This is a genomic window from Nostoc sp., assembly GCF_041747015.1.
GTDB lineage: Bacteria > Cyanobacteriota > Cyanobacteriia > Cyanobacteriales > Nostocaceae > Nostoc.
This window is the reverse complement of sequence record NZ_JBGTFY010000420.1, coordinates 19734-42376: the sequence shown is the minus strand read 5'-3', so window position 1 is coordinate 42376 and position 22643 is coordinate 19734. Positions and strand designations below refer to the sequence as shown.

Annotated in this window: 13 protein-coding genes; 6 read left to right on the top strand and 7 right to left on the bottom strand. The window is 39.5% G+C overall.

Annotated elements, in window-relative coordinates; all coding sequences use genetic code 11:
- Nucleotides 1-340: 340 nt before the first annotated feature.
- Nucleotides 341-3754, bottom strand: coding sequence for a DUF4912 domain-containing protein (locus ACEW80_RS33020; RefSeq protein WP_373530659.1), 3414 nt, complete (start codon nucleotides 3752-3754; stop codon nucleotides 341-343).
- Nucleotides 3755-4347: 593 nt separating this feature from the next.
- On the opposite strand from ACEW80_RS33020, the gene ACEW80_RS33015 reads away from it, so the two are divergent.
- The 3 genes from ACEW80_RS33015 to ACEW80_RS33005 all read left to right on the top strand — a co-directional run bounded on the left by ACEW80_RS33015 (nucleotide 4348) and on the right by ACEW80_RS33005 (nucleotide 7782).
- Nucleotides 4348-5481, top strand: coding sequence for a radical SAM protein (locus ACEW80_RS33015; protein ID WP_373530658.1), 1134 nt, complete (start codon nucleotides 4348-4350; stop codon nucleotides 5479-5481).
- Between the two features lie 395 nt (nucleotides 5482-5876).
- A complete protein-coding gene (locus tag ACEW80_RS33010; RefSeq protein ID WP_373530657.1) occupies nucleotides 5877-6932 on the top strand; it encodes a glycosyltransferase family 2 protein in 1056 nt (351 codons plus the stop codon).
- A gap of 73 nt (nucleotides 6933-7005) precedes the next feature.
- Nucleotides 7006-7782, top strand: a complete 777-nt coding sequence (locus tag ACEW80_RS33005; RefSeq protein ID WP_373530656.1) for a WecB/TagA/CpsF family glycosyltransferase — start codon at nucleotides 7006-7008, stop codon at nucleotides 7780-7782.
- 45 nt (nucleotides 7783-7827) lie between these two features.
- On the opposite strand, the gene ACEW80_RS33000 is transcribed toward ACEW80_RS33005, so the two are convergent.
- A complete protein-coding gene (locus tag ACEW80_RS33000) occupies nucleotides 7828-9984 on the bottom strand; it encodes a protein kinase (protein ID WP_373530655.1) in 2157 nt (718 codons plus the stop codon).
- 36 nt (nucleotides 9985-10020) lie between these two features.
- Entirely contained in the window at nucleotides 10021-11721 is a 1701-nt protein-coding gene (locus ACEW80_RS32995; protein WP_373530654.1) for a protein kinase, read from the bottom strand.
- Between the two features lie 74 nt (nucleotides 11722-11795).
- Here ACEW80_RS32995 and ACEW80_RS32990 point away from each other — a divergent pair, with 74 nt between their 5' ends.
- Nucleotides 11796-11942 carry a hypothetical protein gene (locus ACEW80_RS32990; RefSeq protein ID WP_373530653.1) on the top strand — a complete coding sequence of 49 codons (147 nt, stop codon included), beginning with the start codon at nucleotides 11796-11798 and terminating at the stop codon, nucleotides 11940-11942.
- Nucleotides 11939-13522, top strand: coding sequence for a phenylacetate--CoA ligase family protein (locus ACEW80_RS32985; RefSeq protein WP_373530652.1), 1584 nt, complete (start codon nucleotides 11939-11941; stop codon nucleotides 13520-13522). Before ACEW80_RS32990 ends, ACEW80_RS32985 begins: the two co-directional genes overlap by 4 nt.
- Before the next feature lie 15 nt (nucleotides 13523-13537).
- Here the strand turns inward: ACEW80_RS32985 and ACEW80_RS32980 are convergent, their stop codons facing one another.
- The 3 genes from ACEW80_RS32980 to ACEW80_RS32970 all read right to left on the bottom strand — a co-directional run bounded on the left by ACEW80_RS32980 (nucleotide 13538) and on the right by ACEW80_RS32970 (nucleotide 15998).
- Nucleotides 13538-13858, bottom strand: coding sequence for a multidrug efflux SMR transporter (locus ACEW80_RS32980; RefSeq protein WP_373530651.1), 321 nt, complete (start codon nucleotides 13856-13858; stop codon nucleotides 13538-13540).
- A gap of 467 nt (nucleotides 13859-14325) precedes the next feature.
- Nucleotides 14326-15114, bottom strand: a complete 789-nt coding sequence (locus ACEW80_RS32975) for a DUF4198 domain-containing protein (protein ID WP_373530650.1) — start codon at nucleotides 15112-15114, stop codon at nucleotides 14326-14328.
- Nucleotides 15115-15698: 584 nt separating this feature from the next.
- Entirely contained in the window at nucleotides 15699-15998 is a 300-nt protein-coding gene (locus ACEW80_RS32970) for a ferredoxin (RefSeq protein ID WP_373530649.1), read from the bottom strand.
- Nucleotides 15999-16334: 336 nt separating this feature from the next.
- Between ACEW80_RS32970 and ACEW80_RS32965 the strand changes: the two genes are divergently transcribed.
- On the top strand, nucleotides 16335-16514 hold the full coding sequence (locus tag ACEW80_RS32965; RefSeq protein ID WP_373530648.1) for a hypothetical protein: 180 nt from the start codon (nucleotides 16335-16337) through the stop codon (nucleotides 16512-16514).
- 662 nt (nucleotides 16515-17176) lie between these two features.
- Here ACEW80_RS32965 and ACEW80_RS32960 read toward each other — a convergent pair.
- Nucleotides 17177-22615, bottom strand: coding sequence for an AAA family ATPase (locus tag ACEW80_RS32960; RefSeq protein ID WP_373530647.1), 5439 nt, complete (start codon nucleotides 22613-22615; stop codon nucleotides 17177-17179).
- Nucleotides 22616-22643: the final 28 nt, after the last annotated feature.

Sequence of the window (22643 nt, the reverse complement as noted above, 5' to 3'; positions counted from 1 at the left end):
ACTGCGTAACGTCGGCTAAGTTAATTGTTGCGAGTCGATGCAACGTCGATGCAAGTCGATACAACGTCGATACAACTAAGATGGGAGTCGATGCAACTAAGATGCGAGTCAATGCAACTAAGATGCGAGTCAATGCAACTCAAGGTGCAGGTCAATGCAACTAAGGTGCGAGTCGATACAACTAAGATGCTCATGTAAAGACGCGATAAATCGCCGTCTCTACAGAGAATGTACTCGTCAAATTCCTTCATAGACTACTATTTCCGACTTGTTTGTACACCGTAGCTTCTTCATAAAGGGGAGACTATGTAGGGTGAGAGGGGATAAGTGTGAGTAATTGCTAGCTTTCTGAAGTTTCCTGAGAGAACTTCTTGTAGATAGTTCTGGTGGATTCTCCATCAGCAGCTACGGTGATTAGATAGTCCATTAAACCATCTGAAAAGGGAAGACGTAAGTGGAAAGTACCATCTGGCTTGATTTTGATGGGATGGCCACCAATGTTTACAGTTGTATTTGGTTGCGTTGCTCCGTGAATAATCAACTCAGCATCTGCTACAAACCAAAAATCTCCGTGGGAACGACTGAAGACATGAACATTAGCTGAACGGGCTATGAGTAACCACTGCTCGCCATCAGCGATATAGCCAATTTCAACCATGTAGTCGCGATCGCTCACGGGAATAGCCACAAAGCGATCGCTTGCTACCTCTTCACATTCATACTGCTGTACAAGCTGGGGACTTTCATAACTCAAGTCAACACCTGTAACATCGTAGAGCCGGACTACCAATTGAGAGCCGCCCTGTTGTTGCGCTGCTGACTTGTAATTGTCAGCGATGTACCAGGAGACATAAGCCCATTTGGGTGTGCGGGGTGTAAGCACAACACGGCTCTCTTCATCTGCATCTACCAAGTCAAAAGCTGTCTCGTCTAATATGGGTAAATCTTCAACAATGGGATCTGTACCGACAGGACTGAAGACACGCACATTTGCCGAACGGGCGATCAATAACCAGCGATTGCCATCAGCAATATAGCCAATTTCAGCTACGTAATCGCGATCGCTGACCGGAATCTCCACAAAGCGATCGTTTGCTGTCTCCTCACATTCATACTGCTGGACAAACTGGGGACTTTGATAACTCAGGTCAATACCTGTAACATCATAGAGCCGCACTACCAATTGAGAGCCGCCTTCTTCGCTTAACGCTACCTTGTGAGTTTCGGAAATCTTCCAAGAGACATCAGCCCACTCGCAAGTGCGGGGTGTAAGCACAATACTGCTCTCTTCATCTGCATCTACCAAGTCAATAGCTGTTTCGCTCACTAACGCCACATGATCATCAATTATGGGATCTATACCTACGGGACTGAAGACACGCACAATCGCTGAACGGGCGATAAATAACCAGCGTAGTTTACCGCCGTAGGCATCGCCATCAGCAATATAGCCAATTTCAGCTACGTAATCGCGATCGCTGACCGGAATCTCCACCAGGCGATCGTGTGCTGTTTCCTCACATTCATACTGCTGGACAAACTGGGGACTTTGATAACTCAGGTCAATACCTGTAACATCATAGAGCCGCACTACCAATTGAGAGCCGCCTTCTTGGCGTAGCACTGCCTTCTGAGTTTCGGAAATCTCCCAAGAGACATCAGCCGATTCCCAAGTGCGGGGTGTAAGCACAATATTGCTCTCTTGATCTGCATCAACCAAGCCAAAAGCTGTTTCGGCTGCGATTGGCACATTGTCAACAGTAGGTTCAGCTGCATCGGCTACTACATTTAATACCTCTTCTGGCAATTCTGGCAATTCGAGCGGTGAGGCTATTTGTGCCGCAGACGGTTCCACATCGGCTGCTAATTCGCCAGACTCTGCTAAGGGTAATTCATCTACTGAGGCTATATCTTCAGTTGAGGTAATACTCTCTAGCCAATCCAATTCTGCCTGAAGTTCATCATCTATCCGATCTTCACTAACTTCTGTGTCCCAATATTCAAAATCAGATGTTACTTCTGGTACATTTGGTAATTCCGGGAGTGAGGCTGTCACCTCAGATGAAGGCAGTTCCACATCAGATGCCTCTTCTGGAATATTAGCCAGGTGAGGATATGAAGTATTGACTACAGCCGCCGGAGCTTCTATATCCCATGTTACTTCGTCGGAATCATCAGGAGTTGTTTCAGTAAGATTACTTGGTTGACTCGTCTCTTCAATCATGTCTGTTTCTGTTCCTTTGTCGGCAAAGGTAGACCAGGTTGCCGCCCCTATTCCCGTTACTAAAGCAGCACCACCGCTTAAAGCTGCGGCTCCCAAGTTATTATTTTCTGATCCATTGGCTACGCTTGAAGTTGCGCCTTCAAAAGAGTTAGAGTTGCCATTAGTTGTTTGTTGTACTAAATTTGCATTCTCTGTTAGGTCAGATGGTGTTTGAGCATAGACGTTGAAAGGAGTGCTATCAGAAGTTTCCGGCGCTTGGAAGTGTGATAGTGGTTCCTCAAGCACCGCTTCGTTAACGGGGGCAGCCGTACTGGTATGGAGTACTGCCGTTTCTCCATCTTTTGTACTAGGTGGATGAGGATTTGATTCTGGTAAGTTATCTGTTTTCTCGGTGGGCGATGGGCGTTTTCCCAGGAACCACCATAATAATGAGCCACCTAGAGTAGTAATAAACAAAGGTAGCAGCAACCAAAATGGTGTTTCCCTGTTTACAATTGGACTATTTTGTGCAACAGGAGCCACAAAGGGCTGTTCGGTGAATACGGAAGTAGTTGCACTAGGGGAAGGTGTAGCAACAGGTGTCGTCTGGACAGAGGGCGAAGCCGTGGCAGTAGGTTGTGATATAGCAGTTGCGATCGCAGCCGCTTCGGCAGTTCTAGCTTGTTCTATAGCCTGCTGTCCTGGGGTTGCAAGGGTAAAGCCGAGAAAATCTACTGTGCTTAAGTTGGGATTTTTTTTGTAAACGTAAACTAAAGGTTGCGAAAAGGGATATTTAGCATCGTCTGGCAAGGTTTGATGTAATTGCAGAACTCGCACACCTGGCAATTTAGACACCTGATTAGCTAACACATAGCTGATGCCGTCTTTGCCCAGTTGTTTAATAATTTCTGCGGTATTATCTTCAGTTAGTTGGGTAGCAGTCGAGCCTGTAGCAAAGTCAGCAGCCTTGAAGGCTGGGTAATCACGAAAAGTATTCCGAGTATCGCTCGTTTGCGGGCGATCAATTAACCGAATCTTCCCTTGAGATCCCCCAAGTTCCGACCAATCTGTAATTTTTCCTCGGAAAATCCGGGCGAATTGCCTACTGGTCAAGCTTTGCTTGAAAGGATTATCTGCACCAACCACGATCGCAATCTTCTCACGGCGCAAGCGGATTTGCTCTAGTCCTTGGGCTTTTTCTGCTGGCGTTAAACCACGCCCGATTGCTGCTATGTCGATTTTGCCATCTAACAAATCCTTCAGTGCCGGATCAGTGCCATTAGCAGCAACTTCAATTTTTGTACCCGAAAACTGGTTTTCAAAATTTTCTTTCAGGCTTTGGTTGATTGCAGCCAAGCTACTTGAACCATCAATCCGCACTGTCGTCCCGCTCTGCACTGTTTGCGGCAGTGGAAAAGAGGGAGTCTCAGGCGCAGATTGTGCCAACATGGGTGCAGACACCACCAGAGCTGCTGCCATAGGGGTCGAAGCTAATGCCAGCCATAATACTAGACTGATTATTGAACTATCTTTTTTTTCTTGTTGCCACATATGCCCCCTATCAAGGTAAAGGAAACAGAAAGTCGGCCAGCCTTAATCGTTATTATGGATTATGCAGGAGACGCGCTAATTATACATCTCTGTTATCTTTCTTATCAGTCACTGTAAATTTTTGTGTCAATATATACTTCGTATTACTTTAACTTATCTTCAAATAACATTCATCGACTGTTTATTTTTTTACAGCATTTTCAAGTGGCATAAGTACCCTTGCTGCTTATATGGTAGAAAAGTGCGGTTACTTAGTGTGTAGTATAAAAAATCTGATTGTAAGGGATATTTTACGGAGCATTATTTCAAGATAATCTGTCTTTAAGTAGTTGGGTTAACAGTCAAACGGCTTGACAAAATCATGTTGCTCCTTTTTTTACTTTTTTCAACTCGTCGAACTCATGTTAAGTTATTTTTTTTTAACTATTGAAATAAAACATAGATTTTGGTATCGTCTGTAGAAAGCAATTGTATTAATAGCAACAAATAAAGAAATATGTGTTAGTTAAAGGAGAATTTACTTCTTTTTTTACTAGATCAGGCAAGACATTTTTTGTTTTTCTTCATTCATGATAGTTAGCTAAGGAAAAAAAATGAATCAAGTTTTATCTTTGTCGCAAAAAGCAAGCGCTTTCAAAAAGCTATTAGCTCCAGGTACTCAAAAGCCTGTCTATCTCCTCATGTTCGTTACAAACCGTTGTAATGCTAGCTGTGAGCACTGTTTTTACTGGAAAGAACTCAATACTAAGATAAAAGAAGAACTGACGCTTGATGAGTTTCAACGGCTTGCTAGCTCTTTAGGGCAAATGCTTCAAATAACTCTTACTGGCGGGAGTCCTGAATTGCGTAACGATTTGCCCGCAATTACAAAAATTTTCCACGAGGAATGTAAGCCATCAAATATAACTTTTTGCATGTTGGGATATAGCACTGAGAGGATTTTGTCTCAGGTTGAAGAGATGCTACGCACATGTCCAGGTCAAAGATTTACAGTTGCGATTTCACTTGATGGCATAGGTGAAGACCACGATCAGCTTCGTAAGTTACCTGGATGCTTTGATAAAGCTGTAGCTACTATTAAAAAATTGGGGCTTTTAAAAACGCATTTTCCAAATTTACGTATTGCTGTTGGAACAACAGTTCACGGACTCAATTATAAGACGGTTGAAGACACCGCACGCTGGGTTAGAGAAAATTTACCAATCGATCTTTTAAAACCTATTTTAGTTCGAGGCAATCCACTCAACCGAGACACCTTAGACAAAGTATGTCAAACAACATACTTAAATGTGATTGACCAAGATAGGGTTTGGGTTAATGGACAAAGAACGACACGCTTTTCACCGATGGATTATGTAGTAAATAGTAAAGAGTATATTCAGCGTGACATTATTGGTGAGATTAGTGAGACAAATAATTCTCCAGTAGTGTGTAGCGGAGGAAGAGAAACAGCTGTCATATATCCGACTGGTGATGTTGCTGGATGTGAACTCCGAAGTGATGTCTTAGGCAATCTAAGAGATGTTGGAATGGATTTTTCTAAAATATGGTTTAATGACCAAGCGAATGATTTTCGTAATACGTCAGGTAAAGTTCCAGAGTGTGAAGGGTGCTATCATCATTGCTTCATTAGCCCTACTATTTTTAGAACTCCAAAACTTTGGCCAAAACTTGTACAAACAGCTTGGTCAATATATCAAAATAGTGGAAAGCTAGAAATAGATTAGAAACCAGGGCAAACACACGTCAAGTATAAAAATCCTTTAATAGCAAAGGTTTAGGCGTTAAATAACTTGGGCTAGTTTTTAAACTGTTTCTTTAAGTAGGAAGGGGTTAGAAGATTATATGTGTTTGCCAGGGCTATTTCATTCTAGGCATAAACCGCCCAGAGCTAAAGTCCGTTAAAACGGACTATAACCTTTTTTCAGTCGTCTTTAGATGACTTTCGCTATTAGACTCAGAATTCATTCTGAGGCGGGCTAGATAAGAATGAAATAGCCCTGTGTGTTTGCCCTAAATTATAAATAGTATAAATCATCTATTTGAGTGTGCATTAACAAGCTTTGGGCTTAAACAAGCCCACGTCTGTTATCCAAGATTGTGATGATAAAAATAGAAGATTATGAATAAAACTGTAGAAGAACTTCCAAAGACTAGCGATTTGAAAGAAGATATATCTAACGTCAGAGTTGTTGTGCCTGCGTACCATGCTGAAAATACACTTCAAGTTTGTATTGAAGCAATTTTTAATTCTAGAGATGTAGAGAATCTGAAAGTCGTTGTAGTAGATAACGGTGGTAATGAAAAGTATGGCTCTTCACTAGTGGAAGCGTATCCTGCCACATACCTTTTATGCCAGGAGCAAGCCAGCGCTGCTTATGCGAGAAATTGCGGAACAGCCGATTTTAAGAATGGTGTGCTTGTTTTTATTGATGCTGATGTTGAAATTGAGAAAGATACAATTGCAAATTTAATACATCCTATTCTAAAAGGTGAAGCAGATGCAACTTTGGGAAATTATACCTCTAACAATATTGAAGACCTTAACTTTTTTCAGCAGTATAAGCAACTTTACATATCAAAAGTTTATGCAAGAAGTGATGGGTTGATTAAAAATGATTTTTGGACTGCTATATGTGCAATTCGTGCTGATGTATTTCATAACATAGGCAAATTTGACTCGTCATACAAAGGTTCTGGTGGCGAGGACACAGAGTTTGGTATACGTCTATCTCAGCAAAACTGGCGAATCTTATCAGTACCCACTGCTAAAGGTAAGCACCTTCGTTATTTTGATATATTAAAGTTAATCAAAAATGACTTTAGTAAAGGCATTTGTACTATGCTTCTCTATCTGAAAAAAGGTCGTTCTTTCAGTAACCATCGCCATGCAAAAGGTGGCGATATTCTGGCAGTTTTTTTAGCAGTAAATGTTGGAATAATTTTCTTAGCAATGATTTTTCTGAATGCAGGTAAATATCAGATAATTAGCTTGTTATGGTTCGTTATTTTATTAAGCTATTTTATGGCAAGATATGAATTACTCTCAGTTTTCTTTAGAAGGAATCTAGGCTTTATAGTCAAGGCTATTCCTCTGATGTACATACTTGATATAGTACGTTCATTGAGTGTAGTAATGGCAATTGGTATATTCTTATTATCTAGAGACGACAAGTAATAAATCCGGTAAGGCAACTCTAAAGTTCACATCTAATGACATCAAGCTTTTAAAAGTACTGATAGATCAACTCATGGTTACAGAAAATTTTGAAGAATTAACTATACTCAATACAAGATTTCATAAATTAACAGTTTGCCAATTAATAGATTACATAGTAATATCTGCGAATGTTGAAAAAAAGACAATAGTGAGCAATGTAAATGTTTATGCAATGAATCTTGCTTATGAACTCCCTTGGTTTCAGGATTTTTTAAATAGTTCAGATTTAGTATTTTGTGATGGTTTTAGTACATTATTTGGAGCTAAACTGCTTGGATATTCTGTTCAATCTGTACACCGAATGACCTGTCCAGATTACATAGAAAACCTTGTATTAGCTTGTGAAAAACAAGAAGTTTCTTTATTTTTACTAGCAGGTAAACCGGGTGTAGTAGATAAGGCAATTACCAAGTTAACATCGATAGCACCGAAAATTAGGATACAAGGACATCATGGCTATTTTGAGAAATCTGGTGCAGAAAATGATCTGATTATCCAAAAGATTAATGAATTTAAGCCGGGAATTCTCTACGTAGGCTTGGGTATGCCACTACAGGAAAAGTGGATTTTGGACAACATAAATCGAATAGAAGCTCGTGTATTTTTCCCTTTAGGTGCGTGTCTTGATTTTTACACTGGTTCTGTAACTCGAGCTCCACGTTTGTTGACCAATATTGGATTGGAAGGATTAACCCGGGTGGTGATGGAACCACAGCGCTTATGGAAACGTTTTCTTATTGGCTATCCATTATTTCTTTATCGTGTTCTTAGACAACGGATTGGTGGTGGAGTAACAACCAAACTGTAGCTAAAATTAGATAGATATTAATACGGTTCAGTTAAAAGGCTAGTCCTAATTACTTTCAGGCGTCACCTCAGTACTAGGCGTCGGTGTAGGTTCAGGTGTAGAGGTTTCTGTGGGAGTAGGTGTGGGAGTAGGGGTAGGAGTTGGTGTTGGCGTGGGCGTTGGCGTTGGTGATGGGGGTGGGGTGGGAGTTTCAGCTGTGATGCTGAGTTGATAATCTACTGGTTTCGTTGCTGTGGAAACCACAACAAACTCGTAAAAACCGTTTTCTGGTAATTTAGTTGACAAAGTGCGATCGCTAGAATCTTCTAAAAATTTAATTTTGCCAGAAGGTGAATAAACTGATAACAAAACTTGGGAATTTCCTTGTAGCTTCAATTCCAGAGATTGTGCTTTGGCAAGTTCAGCAATGAATACTTTACCATCACCAGGTTGAAGAGTACCACTGACTGTTTTACCGAGCGCACCTTGATCAAAAGCAAGTTTCTGGAAAGCGCTACCCGCAAGAATGGCACTAAGTTTATCGTTAACAAATCCGTACCAAACTTGTCCTATGGGCTGACCTCGGAAATTTTTACCGCGCTGTTCAGGGAATACACTGAAGAAAACAGCATCTCCCAAATCATCCAAAGAACGACTACCAACATTGATTTTGTTGACTTCCACTTTCTGGCGATCGCGTTCAGCAGTTGTATAAGTTCCCAGTTGTCGGCGTGTACTTGAACTCAGTAGCACCAGCTTTTCCAACAATTCGGAAGCTGTTTTATCCCATTCTGACCGCAAACCCTCATCTTCGGGGCGATCGCTGAGAGTGCGTCCCCGTAAACTGGGATTTCTGTCCCAAAAGACTTGATTTACCAAGTTTACGTAGAAATTTTCATTAATACCCAACTGTTGACGGCGATCGCTTAATCTTTCTTTACGCTGCCGTTCTTCTGGTGAATATTCCGCTAAAGGATCGGTTGGTTGTTCACTGGTTGCGGTGGGGCTAGCTGTGGGAGTAGGTTGAACTTCTCCGACATCTCGGCTGCTATTTACTCCCCAGAAAATTAATCCAGCAGCACCAGCTACTACCAGCGTCACTAGGAAGGTTGTTGTTGGTGTCCACCAGCTTGTGGGCTGAGGCGATGGAGAAAATGTAGCTTTAGCTTCCTGCAGGGTGGGAGATGGAGGAGGTGGAGAGACGGCGACGGTGGCAGATGTGGGTTGTGGTGGGGTGGGATATTGAGTTGGGGGATAGTTAACTGGGGGCGGGTTGAGGGCTTGTAATACTTGACGGGCTGATTGATAGCGATCGCTTGGCCTGGTAGATAACATTTTATCTAATACCTGTCCCAAAAGGTGACTCAGGGTAACTTCTCGTCGCCACTGCCAACTGAGAGTATAGGTATCAATTAGTTCTTGCGGTTGTTTTCCTGTTAGTAAAACCAACATTGTTGCGGCCATTGCATACAAGTCGCTGTGGGGAGATACTAACCCAGTTTGCATCTGTTCGGCGGGAGCAAATCCTACTTTACCCAATAGGGTTGGTGATGGAGAAGATGCAACTACGCCGGGTTGGTAATATTGGGAAGCAACGGTTGCTACTACTTGTTTGACACCGCCAAAATCAATTAACACTGGCAGTTTGTCAACAGTGCGAAGCATTAAGTTATCTGGAGAAATATCTCGATGAATTACTCCTAGCGAGTGGATATATTCCAACACTGGCAAAAGTTGCTGCAACAATTGGCGTACTTCCGCCTCTGTAAAGCGCAAACTCTGTTGTATCCGGGCATTTAACAACGAATTGTAAGTTTCCCCTTCCACATAATCTTGCACCAAAAACAGATATTCTTTGCCCCCTAAGTTCATGCGAAGCAGTTCCCGGAAGCGGGGAATTTGGGGATGTTGGAGTTTATAAAGAACACTCGCTTCTCTCTCAAACAGTTCTTCAGCTTTTTGGATAACGTAAGCGGTTTGAACTTGGGGAGAAAATTCTTTTAAAACACAAAGTTCGCGGAAACGGTTGACATCTTCAGCTAAATAAGTACGTCCAAAGCCACCTTGACCAATTTGACGTACAATCACATAGCGATCGCCTAAAGTTAGTCCCGGTTGGATACTATTATTCACGGGTGTATCCAATAAGTTTTCACCACATTGGAGACAAAAGCGACTACCTGGAGAATTTTCATGTCCTTTAGAACAATATAATTTTGTCATTTGTCATTTGTCATTAGTGATTCTTCTCCAGTCCCCTTATTTGCCAGATTGGACTTTACTGACTTGATCAGCGGCGATCGCATACCAAATTTGACCAAAAGTCTGTTGATTCAGTTTCCCACGCTGTTGATCAGGAAACAACTGATCAAATTTTTCATTTGTATCTTTGGTCAGCTGATCAATTGTATACTTGCCAAACTGCCGCGATCGTGCTTGTCGTCTCCATGTTTCGTAATCTTTTTGACTATAGTTCCCCAGTTTCCGACGATCTGCTGTACTGAGGTTAGCCTGTTCTATTTTATTCAATAAATCATCAGCGATACCAGACCATTCATCTCGTAAACCAGCGTCTTCAGGTTTAGATGTCAGGCTACGTTTTTTTAATTCCGGTTTTTTTGTATAAAATGCATTATCTACTAATCGGGTAAAAAATCCTTCAGTAATTTCTAGCTGTTGGCGACGACTGATAATTTCTTGGAGTTCACGATTTTTCCCTTTGTCGCTGACTGGTTTTCCGCTTGGATTGGGAAACTGGGGAATTTGCGGTAATGAAATTGATGGGATGGTAATGGAAGTTACACTCCGAATAACTGCATTTACTACCGCCAAAGTACCTGCGCCAGTTAATACAATTAAAGCTGTCCCCCCTAAACTCATTACAAAAGGGCGAATCCAAACGGGAAAAGATATCGGTTTAGCAATCGCTTGTGTTTTGCTCTGGAATCTACTCACAATAGCACTGGCGCGTTGTCTTCCCGGAGCAACTATCATTGTCTTGATTTTGCTGGTAATATAATTACCTGGTGATTTTGTAACAGTTGTCGATGGTAAATCTTTGAGGATTTGATCGGCTCGTTGATAGCGATCGCTTGGTTTATAAGACAGCATCTTTTTTAACACAGCTTCCAATTGGGGACTAACTCTAATTTCCTTTCCCCATCCCCAAATTCCCTGATAGCTGTCGTATAATTTTTGCGGTTCTTTACCTGTGAGTAACACCAATACTGTCACCGCTAAAGAATATAAATCACTGCTCAAAAATACTTTACCCTGCCGTAATTGTTCCTCTGGGGCGTAGCCCTTTTTACCCAGCAAAGTGTTATTTTCAGCCAACTTAGTGCGCCAAAAACCTTGAGAAGCCGGCAACTGCTTAACACCACCAAAATCAATCAGCACTGCCAGATTATCAGAACGCCGCCATATTAAATTATCAGGAGTGATATCGCGGTGAACTACATCTCGTGAGTGGATGTAGGATAATACGGGTAAAATCTGTTGCAGTAGGGTGATTACTTCCTCTTCACTGAAAGCTTTTCCTTCACTTTGACGCTGTTCTAATAACTGGTAGTAATTGTCACCATCCACATAATCTTGCACTAGAAAGAAAAAATCTTTATTACTGATCTTTACTTGCAGCGAGGCATGAAAACGCGGAATTTGCGGATGCTGGAGTTTTTTCAGAACATTCGCTTCTCGCTCAAATAACTCTTTAGCTTTTTGTAAATCCTGCTGTTCTTGTACTTGGGGTGCAAATTCCTTCAGCACACAGGTTTGATCGGATTTTTTTCTATCTTCCGCTAAATAGGTGCGTCCAAAGCCACCTTGCCCTAGTTGACGGATAATTTGATAGCGATTATCTACAATCTGCCCCACAGCAAGAAGTAATGGTTCACCGCAATGGGTACAAAAGCGGTTACTATCATTATTTGTGTGTTGTTTACTGCAATAGACCTGCATGGTGCTGAAGGATAAATTAAGGTTTTATTGAATGACTACAACGCGCATACCCTCATTTTCGGATATCTTACGAAATGTTAGGAGCATTTGATGCTGTTAGCGGTAGCGGTGCGTTTATTTTTACTCAGCACTCAGCACTCAGCACTCATGACTCAGCACTCATGACTCAGCACTGTTTAACGGTGTTGATTCTACTTTACGATAAACAACAAGCGTCATGAACTGCAAATCACAACAGCAGCGAGCAATTAAAGCATTTGAAGGTTTTTTGTCTACGCCCCTAGAAACGCTACTGCAACGGCATCTCAACACTCAAACTTCGGCAGTTTTGAGTTTATTTCACGATGTGGCGGCGAATGTACCTGCCTACAAGGCTTTTTTAGCAGAAAGGGAGATTAATCCCGCGACTATTCAAACCTTGGAGGAGTTTCAAAAATTACCAGCGATGTCTACGACGGGCTACGCCTACGCTAAAGAAAATTATATACTGCGTTATCCTCTGGCTGACTTGTGTCGTAACGGACAGCTAGAAGCGTGCGATATGATAGCTGCTTCTTCAGGTTCCAGTGGTAAACCGACATTTTGTCCTCGTTTTTTTACAGATGAACTAGAAATTGCCACACGTTTTGAACAGATTTTTCACGATAGTTTTTATGCAAGTACCAGACGTACCCTAGCAGTTATTTGTTTCACTTTGGGCACTTGGGTAGGTGGAATATTCACCACTAATTGCTGTCGTTATCTTGCCAGCAAAGGTTATCCCATCACTGTAATTACTCCTGGTAACAACAAAGAAGAAATCTTGCGAGTTGTCCAGGAATTAGGTTCAGAATTTGAGCAAGTGGTGCTTTTGGGATATCCGCCATTTTTAAAAGATGTGATTGATACTGGTATCGCCCGTGGTGTGGAGTGGCAGCAATATCAGATTAAGTTAGTTATGGCGGGAGAAGTATTTAGTGAAGAATGGCGAAGTTTAGTTGGCGAAAGGATTGGTTCGCAAAATCTTTGCTATGATTTTGCATCACTTTACGGCACTGCGGATGCAGGAGTTTTGGGTAATGAAACGCCGTTAAGTATTTGCATTCGCCGTTTTTTGGCAGAAAATCCTGATGCAGCTAGAGCTTTATTTGGGGAATCACGTTTGCCCACGCTAGTACAGTATGATCCTTGCAGTCGCTTCTTTGAAGTTCAAGATGGCGGATTGTTGTTTTCTGGAGATAATGGCATTCCCTTAGTGCGTTATGACATCTTGGATACTGGCGGGATAATTAGTTATGATGCCGTGCTGCAATTTCTAGCAGAATGGGGATTTAATCCGCTCGAAAATCTCCGTTCTGACACTCAGCACTCACTCAGAGGTATTCATCAGCTACCTTTCGTTTATGTCTTCGGTCGTTCTAACTTTACAGTTTCCTACTTTGGTGCGAATATCTATCCAGAAAATGTGACGGTGGGATTAGAGCAACCAGTAATTCAAGAATGGGTGACGGGTAAATTCGTGTTGCAGGTACTAGAAGATGCTGATAAAAATCGATTTTTATCTGTGGTTGTAGAATTAGCACCAGGAGTAGAGAGTAGTGAAGTTCAAAAAGAAGCGATCGCATCTTCCATTCTTTCACAACTGCTACGCTTAAATAGTGAATTTGCTAACTACGTTCCCCCAGAATATCAAACACCACAAGTTACATTAGCCCCAATGGGTGATCCTGAATATTTCCCCATTGGGGTGAAACATCGTTATACACGTAAAACGATAATTCTGACTCCTGTTAGCGATAGCGGGGCGATTAGCCCATTCTGACTCCTGAATTCTTCTTTATTGACTTGCATTGATGCCAATTACTCCGATGATTATTAAGGCGATCGATATTAGTTTAATGAATGTGGCAGATTCACGAAACCAGATAATCCCAATGATCGCAATTAGGATAGTTCCTAATCCGGCCCAGACAGAATAAGCCACACTCACTTCAAGCCTTTTAAGAGCAAGGGTCAAAAAAGTAAAACAAAGTCCATAAAAAACAAAGATTAATACCGAAGGGACTATTTTAGTAAATCCTTGCGATAATTTCATGCAAGTTGTGCCTGAAACTTCAAAAAGAATTGCTGCAATCAGGTAAATCCAACTTATTGACATATCTGTTTTCAGCAGTTTGTTAGGAGTCTTTTATTATCTCTGTGAAAACAAAAAAATACAATAGATAATATAGCAGGAGTCAGAATTCAGAATTCAGAATCCAGAAGTAAAACACGCTTTATACTTGGCTTTGAGACTTAGCTTGTGTACTTCACTTTCCTTGAAATCTACTGTATTTTGTTCATAGTTAACTATAAATCAATAAAGATCAGTTAAGCATTTCTTCCTGCTCTCTCTGCGTCCTTCTCTTCTCTACTAGAGGCTGCGCCAAGGCGTTCTTCTCTGCGAGACACTGTGTGTTGGCGGAAGCTTCTCGTATAGATGGCGGTTTGTAAAAAAAATGACTTTGACAAAGAGTGCTAGCCTTAACCAAACCGTATTGACCTATAAATAGGGTTGTTATATTTCAAGTCTGCTTTTGTCGAATTTACCGAACCTGCTTTTGATAATAATTAATAATTACTCTGCTATTTACTCAACAGTAAATTACTTTTGCGTAGAGCTATTAATCCAACAAAAGCCAATCCTAACAAAGCTGAAGGTTCTGGGACAGAGGTATTTTGTGCTGTCAAACTAGTTTCGTAAGAAATAGTCAGATTCCCATTTTGGGGAAGTGAGTAGCTAGCTTCAATAGGCTGCTCTAGTCCTTCTATGCCAATAGGTATAGAAAATGTGCCATCAGGATTTTTCGCTACTATTTGACCAAGATATTCTACCGTCAGATTATCAGTAATCTGTTGTCCTTGAGATAATACCTGAACTAGTAAGCTTTCACCTGGAGTAAGAGCTAAAGGATTTTGTAGAGGTAGAATTTCTAATGGCAAATTGAATGGTTTGGTTAAAGCATCAGACCAATCATAAAAAGCCTTGGTGTATTTAAGGTTATGACTGACATTATCATACTTAGAAATTTCCTGTTCTGTGATGCGGAGATATTCATCATTCGATAATCTGGCAAAATAGCCATTATCAAAAAAACCTTCGATAGCTGCTACATTTTTGCTAGCAGTCAGCGATAAACCATCTTGTTTTTGATTGAGATTAAAAGGAAGAATTTGTTTATTAATGTCATAAACTATTGCTGATTGAAATCTCGACAGTTCATAAGTTTCAGGGCCATCTTCTGGATGTCCAAACAAAATATTATATTCACCATTTTCGTAGTCGAACCAGACAACGTGTGCTGATACTGGTTGTATAAAGCATGGTAAAATAGCTGCTGCTATCAGCAGTGATTTAATTTTTGGTAAAAGCATGGAAACTCCCTAATTAGTTTTTGGAATTTATTACTAACGTTTTTATAAAAGCACACTTCTTGATACCAAACAATCCCCCTGACAGGGATACATTTTTCCTATTTAGATGTTTTCAATATTTATTAAATAGAGAATAAAGTAAAATTCAGAAGTCAAACTAAATAAACACAAATGAAGTATAAGAATCACTTAATAGCAAGGGTTTAGGTATTTGATTATTTAGGTGATTTTTTCATCAATGTTCTTATCCAGTAAGCATTTCAGAAATTACGTGCGTCTGCCCTAGACTGCTACCTAAAGCTGAAGAAGACAAGAACAATGTTGTCAAAGTTAATCTAGGATTATCTGGCTAATTTCTCCTTTATATTTGCTAGTTATCTATTAAAAAATAAAAAGCGCTCTCCAAAAGGGGAGCGCTTTTTAGTGTGAATTACTCAGCCTATACAGATTTATTAGGAAAGTGCAAAATTTTAAATGTCTGTAAGACATTCGTCCTAACGCAACGGTAGTTATGAATCGCAAAAGCCGCCGCTCATCTTGCCTCCCCTACAAAACTTGCTTTTTATTAAATCCACATTTCTAAATTAAGCGTTAAGCGCTTCTTCTTGATGGGTTTCGATTACACAATCAGAAGTGGGCTTGGCAACGCACGTGAGAACCCATCCAGCGTCCATTTGATCGTTGTCTAAGAAATTTTGATCCGATTGGTCAACTGTACCTGAAATCAGCTTCCCTGTGCAGGTAGAGCAAGAACCAGCGTTACAGGAATAGGGCAAGTCTAGATCATATTCTTCGTTACCGATCTCTAAGATGAACTCATCATCAGGAACTTCAATTATTTTTTCTCCATCTGGGGTACGTAATGTAACTTTGTAAGTTGCCATGTAAAAACTCCTAGCTAAATATAAACTCCATTTTCGATACTACGGGTTTATGTGCTACTAGTCTATATTTTAGGTGTGCATTTTCTCTCTGCAACTCTACGACTCTGTGTGAGCTTTTCATATCTAGATATCATATTCGCTTAATTACTATGTAAATCCTAGCCATTTTTCTAGGATAAATTCTCCCCATTTTTCCGATGTCTACTGTGTGCACAAAAGGGCACGATATGAACATCTAAGAACGTTTACGTAAAAATCTTATGTCTTCATTATTGGCTTTGTCTAATAGTTTGGCTGACACCGTAGAGCAAGCTGGAAAGGCTGTGGTTGCGGTGAATGGCGGTACACGTCTTTCCCCAAGTGGTAGGTATGAATACATCGGGGCGGCGTGGTACTGCTCTGACTATCCCTACAACTACAGTCGATCGCATTGGCAAAACTGTCAACGTACAAGTTATACGTGGTGGAGTGTTAATTGAGTTAGCGATCGCACTTGGCGAACGACCGACTTCGTAATTTTAAGCTTTGAACACGGCACTCCGACCTTTGAACACGGAACTCCGAGCTTTGAACACGGAACTCCGAGTTCAGAACTCAAAACTGTCAGAATTTGCTTTCCAAAGTTAGGTTGACTGATATCTTGCAGCATTTTCAATTATCTCAACCCGGCTAAAAACTATTGTCAGCCTACCAATTCTACTTTGACACGCTCAAAAATTATAAAATATGGCAAACACAGTGCGAGTCGATGTCGCTCGTAATGAGTCAGGACGACCTAAATGGATTATTCCAAGGGATTTCTGCAAGCAAGTGTCCAATGCTTGTCCTCATCTCCAAGGGGCGAAATAAGTAATTATTTCGTTTCACAGCTATGGAGAAAAGCCCAACCGCTCTGGTATCCACAAACCGGAAAGGGGGCAAGAGGAAGATTGGAAGGGTAAATGTAAATGAACTCTCGCTGAGGCTTCGTTAATACTAGGCTGCCCGGAAGTGGCTAAATACGGCAGTGTCGGGAATAAAGTGATGGTCACTTTTGCCCTCACTAAGGCATTGAACCTGTGTTTTTCAATGCAAAGGACACCAAATAGCCCCCTCTCGAAGAGCGGGGAGGGGGTTGGGGGTGGGGTTCTTGTACCTCACTCAATCGAGAACCGCTATATCCTTCCACCAACAGAAAACTACCTCGAAGGTATTGGAAGTCTAATTATAAAAGTTGTACCATCTTCCGGTGATGATATAAAATCCAGACTTCCGCCATGCTTTTCTATGACAATTTGGTAACTTATTGATAGACCTAATCCTGTACCTTTACCAACTGGCTTAGTCGTAAAAAATGGGTCAAAAATTTTGCTTTTAATATCATTATTTATTCCAACCCCATTGTCAGTAATCCGAATAACTACTTGTTGGCTAGAATCTACAACCGTACTAATCCAAATTGTCGGTTTATCTTTGAGCTTTTGATCATTTGTTATTTTTACACTGGTATTTTGTTCTGATAAAGCATCAATAGCATTAGTCAATAAATGTAGAAAAACTTGATTCATTTGACTGGCATCACAGATGATTTGAGGTAATTTGCCGTATTCTTTGATAACTTGAATATCCTGGATTTTTTGCTGTAAAATCATCAAAGTATTTTCAATACCTTCATGAATATCAACCTCTTTAATGCTTGATTCATCTAAGCGTGAGAAGTTACGTAATGATTTAACTATATCACGAATACGTTCTGCTCCTGTTTCCATAGAAATGAGCAAATTTGGTATGTCAGATTTGATAAAATCTAGATCATCTTCATTTGTTTTATCAATAACTTTTTTGGATGAATTGGGGTACTCTTCTTGATAAAATTCTATTATTTCTAATAAAGATTTGGTGTATTCTGATACATGGGTTAAATTGCCATAAATAAAGTTAATCGGGTTATTAATTTCATGAGCTACACCCGCCACTAATTGACCCAATGAAGACATTTTTTCATTGTGAATTAATTGAGCTTGTGTGCGTTGTAATTCTCCTAAAATGGCTTGCAATTGGTGATTTTTATCCTCTAATTCTTGAGTGCGTTCTTTCACTCGTATTTCTAATGTTGAATATAAACGAGTATTTTCTATAGAAATAGCAGCTTGCGCTGATAAAATTTGCAAAAGTTCTAGTCTATCTTTAGTAAAAGCATGAGTAGTTAGATTATTTTCTAAGTATAAAATTCCGGTTAGCTTTCCCTGATGGATAATCGGTGATGCAAGAATGGATTTTGGTTGATGAGTGACAATATAAGGATCTTTGTTAAAATTTTCCGCATAAGTTACATCATCTAATACTAAGGGTGTTTGAGTTCTTTCTACGTAATTAATTACAGATGTTGGTAATACCTGATTTTCAGTAATGGAAAGAGACTGCAAAGTTGTGATGTTTCCTTCCTCAATTAGTGAGCCTTCAATAACTAATTTTTCATCTTTTTTAGCAAGGAAAAATACTTTCTGGGCGCCTGCATTTTCTTTGACTAAACACATAAGTTTTTCTAGCAAAGTTTCGAGAACAATTTCGCTACTTAGTGCTTGAGAGGCTTTAACTACTGTTGAAATATCAAGAGATAGAGATTTTGGAGAAGTTGTGAGTTTATTAGAAAGACTGATCTGTAATGATGTTGGTTGTACTACGTAATTAAATATATGAGGATTGCGCTTTTCTAAGTCTTTTGTTTTGGCGATCGCTCCCCAACGAATATAGCTATAATGACTTTCACTCAAATAGCTAAAAGCTATTTTTTCTTTACCCAATCCTAAATAAAACAAACCAGCAATTTCGTTAGCAATGGCACATTCTTGAATATAACCCTGCTCTTGAGCAAGACTAATCGCACGGTCATAATAGTCCATAGCCTGGTATGTTTTGCCTTGAATTCGATATATTTCTGCCTCTACTAAATAAAATTTATGTAAATAATTCATCGGGGCTAATTCTGCCCACTTTTGCATTTTATCTTGATTTCCTTGTACTTGAGAAAGTATGTTTTTTTGTTCTAGCTCGGTTTTATAACTATAGATTGCTAACTGTGTTAACGAATTATAAAAATAGAAGATAGGCACAACGACTTGCGCCATTGCACTATCTAAATAATTTGCTGCTATATTTGCGTGAAAACTAGCCTGATTGTACTTGCCAAATATGTAACTAAGAATAAGTTTATATAAATGATAAAAGTAGATTGCTAATGCATCATTAGTAGCTTGATACTGTGCAAGGGATTCCTCTTCATTGTAAGTCTCACTTAATAAATCACCAGCATCTTGAGAATGATCCATCAAGTTTAAAACAACTTCATAGAGCATATATTGATGACTTAAAGGTTGTTCTTGCTTAATTTGGCGAATTGCACAAATATCATTTTCTATTTTGTTTTTTAGGCTAGTTAATTCCTCTCCTTGCCAAAACAAAGAACGACATTCAAATTGGTACGACCATGCTGTATATTCTAAATCACCACTTTCTAAACTATACTGAGATCCCAATCTAGAAAAATGTAATGTATCTCTAAGATGAGTTTTCCAGTGAAAAATAAAATTACTAGCATAAAATAATGCTTTACCGTTGATAACTTTATTGAGGTTGGCTGCTAAATCAAGTGATATTCTGCCAAATTCATAGCCCAATTCGCTATCATTAAGTACACCACATAGAATAAGTCCATAAGCTGCATAAGCAATCGCCGAAGAAGAACAATTTCCATGAAGTAAAGATAATTTTAACCGCAATAAGTTGATTAGTAACATTAGCTTGGGAGAGACTGAATAAGCCGCAGTGGAAATTGCATCTAAAATTTCCATAGCAGCTAAAGAATTTATATCAGTCATTTCAGATAACTCTAATAAACTGGAAATATTATTTCTAGGAATTAAGGAATTTGTTTCTGCTAATACCTGATTAACAAAATCGTCAGTTGGTTCTTCAGGAAAGTTTATTTCTAGTTGATTGAGTAGCTGCAATCCAATTTGCAAAGCTTTTTGTAGCTGCTTTTTGGCTATAGCTGTAAGAATTTGTAAATTATAAACTTTGATTTTTTCTGTTAGTTTATTAGCATTATTAATTACAATATTTGCTAAATACTGCATCTGTTCAAAGTTGCCACATAGGTATGCAGCTTCTGCTGCTTCTTCATATAAATTCAACGTAATTTCATAGTTAGTTAACCATGATGTCGTTTCTAAAAGTTTGATTCCTGTTGTCAGATAACTGAGAGCAGGTTCGTAAGCTGCGGACTTTTTCGCTTTCCGTCCAGCGATTAAATTTAATTCCGATACTTTAACTTTTTCTGATGTTTCTACAAGGATATCAATACTTTTATTGAATTGATTAACAATATCAAAAACCTTATTTTCTATTTCTGTATCTATGGTATTTTTGAGTAATAATCTACCTATCTTAATATGAGTAGCTTCCTTTTGGTTATTTGGAATCAATGAATATGCTGCTTGCTGCACTCTATCATGTATAAATTTATAACTAATATCCTTGCTATCAAATGAGCTAGTTTCTTCAGATGTAAATAATAGGTGTATAGGATATACTTCATTTAATGGCAAAATAAGTTCAGCTTGCAGTGCTGCATCAATTTGATTTGCTGTATCCCAGGCAGATTTTTCATTCACCACCGATAGTACATCTAGGGTAAATTTCTCTCCAATGCAAGCTGCTAACTGTAATATTTTTTGGGTATTTTCTGGTAATATTTCAATGCGATCGCATACTAACTCAACTACACTTTTATCAGAAATACCAACAGTTATAATTTTTTGAACATCCCAAGACCACACTTGTTTACTGAAATCAAATACAAGCAATAATTCTTGATGCAAAACTTTTAATAACTGAGTTATAAAGAAAGGATTGCCAGCAGTTTTTTGAAAAATCAGTTTAGCTAATGGATAGCATCGAGTCGCATGATCATTTAGTGTGTCTCTAACAAAATGGACTACATTATCTAACTCTAATGGTTGCAGCACAATATTATTTATCACCGTGCCAGATTTCTTGATTTCTTCAATAGTGCTGATCAGAGGATGGGTTTTGCTGACCTCATTATCACGATATGCTCCAATCAGTAATAAGTATTTAATCTCAACATCACCAATTAACAACTCCATCAATTTTAAAGTTGCTGAATCTGCCCATTGCAAATCGTCTAAAAATATAACTAATGGCTGTTCACGAGAGCAAAATACTTGAATAAATTGTTGAAATACTCGATGAAAGCGATTTTGTGATTCGTTGGAGCTTAATTGCGCTACTTTTGCTTGTTTACCAATAATTAGTTCGACTTCTGGGATCACATCAATAATTACTTGTCCGTTACTACCAACAGATTGAAGTATATTACTACGCCATACTTCTAGTTTTTCTACTGATTCTGTTAACAGTTGATGCACCAGAGAAGAAAAAGCTTGGACTAGGGATAAATATGGTATATCCCGCTTAAATTGATCAAACTTACCCCCAATAAAATATCCCTTAACTTTGGTAATGGGCTTTTTAACTTCATTGATAACAGAAGTTTTACCAACACCTGAGTAACCAGATACCAATATAAACTCACTGCTACCACTGCTAACTCTGTCAAATGATAAGAGCAGTTGTTCAACTTGGGTTTCTCGTCCGTATAGCTTTTGGGGAATGAGTAGCTGAGAAAGAAAATCTAGGCGACCTGGTGTAAAGTCTGCGATCGCTCCTGTATTATTAAGCTGTTCTAAACATTGCTGTAAATCAGCCAATAATCCTTTGCCACTTTGATACCTATCTTCTGCATTTTTTGCCATTAACTTGTGGACAATGGCCACAACAGCGCTAGGAAGACTTGGTACAAGCTGTTGGATGGGTGTTGGTTCCTTGGCAATATGGGCGTGTAGCAATTCCAAAGGCTCATTGCTGGTGAAGGGTAGTTGTCCAGTTAACATTTCATAGAGTGTGATTCCCAATGAGTAGAAGTCACTACGATAGTCTAGATTACGGTTCATCCGTCCCGTTTGTTCTGGTGATATATATGCCAGTGTTCCTTCTAGTTGGTTGGGGTTGACAAGTTGTGGCGTTTCCTTGCTCAACCGTGAAGCGATGCTGAAGTCAGTAAGTTTAATAATTAAGTTAGAAAGTACTTCTTTTTCTTGTCGTATCTCATTTCTCATACCTTCTGCCCTTGTGATGATGACATTGGCAGGTTTAATGTCTTTGTGAATGATGTGGTTGTCGTGAACGTAGATTAGGGCATGGGTGATAGCAACTGCGACTTTGAGAGTAAGTTGCAGACAAGGTTTGTGAGATTCAATATACTGTTTAAGATTAATGCCGTCGAAATCTTCAAAAACTAGTGCCAATCGTTTGTCATGAGTTTCTAAATTTAGAACCTTGACAATATTGGGATGGTCAAGGTTAGCAGAAATATAATATTCGTGTTTGAATCCGGCAATTGCTTCTAGGGAAAAGTCGTTATCTAATAGGACTTTGAGGATGACTGGAGTCTCAGTACCAACTTTTGTAGCGCGGTAAATGTTAGTTTTAGCTCCAGAATAGATAAGTTCTAGAATGTTGTAACCCGAAATTTGAAGATTCTTGGAAATTTCCACTGTCTTTCTCCTAGACTAAAATTACTGC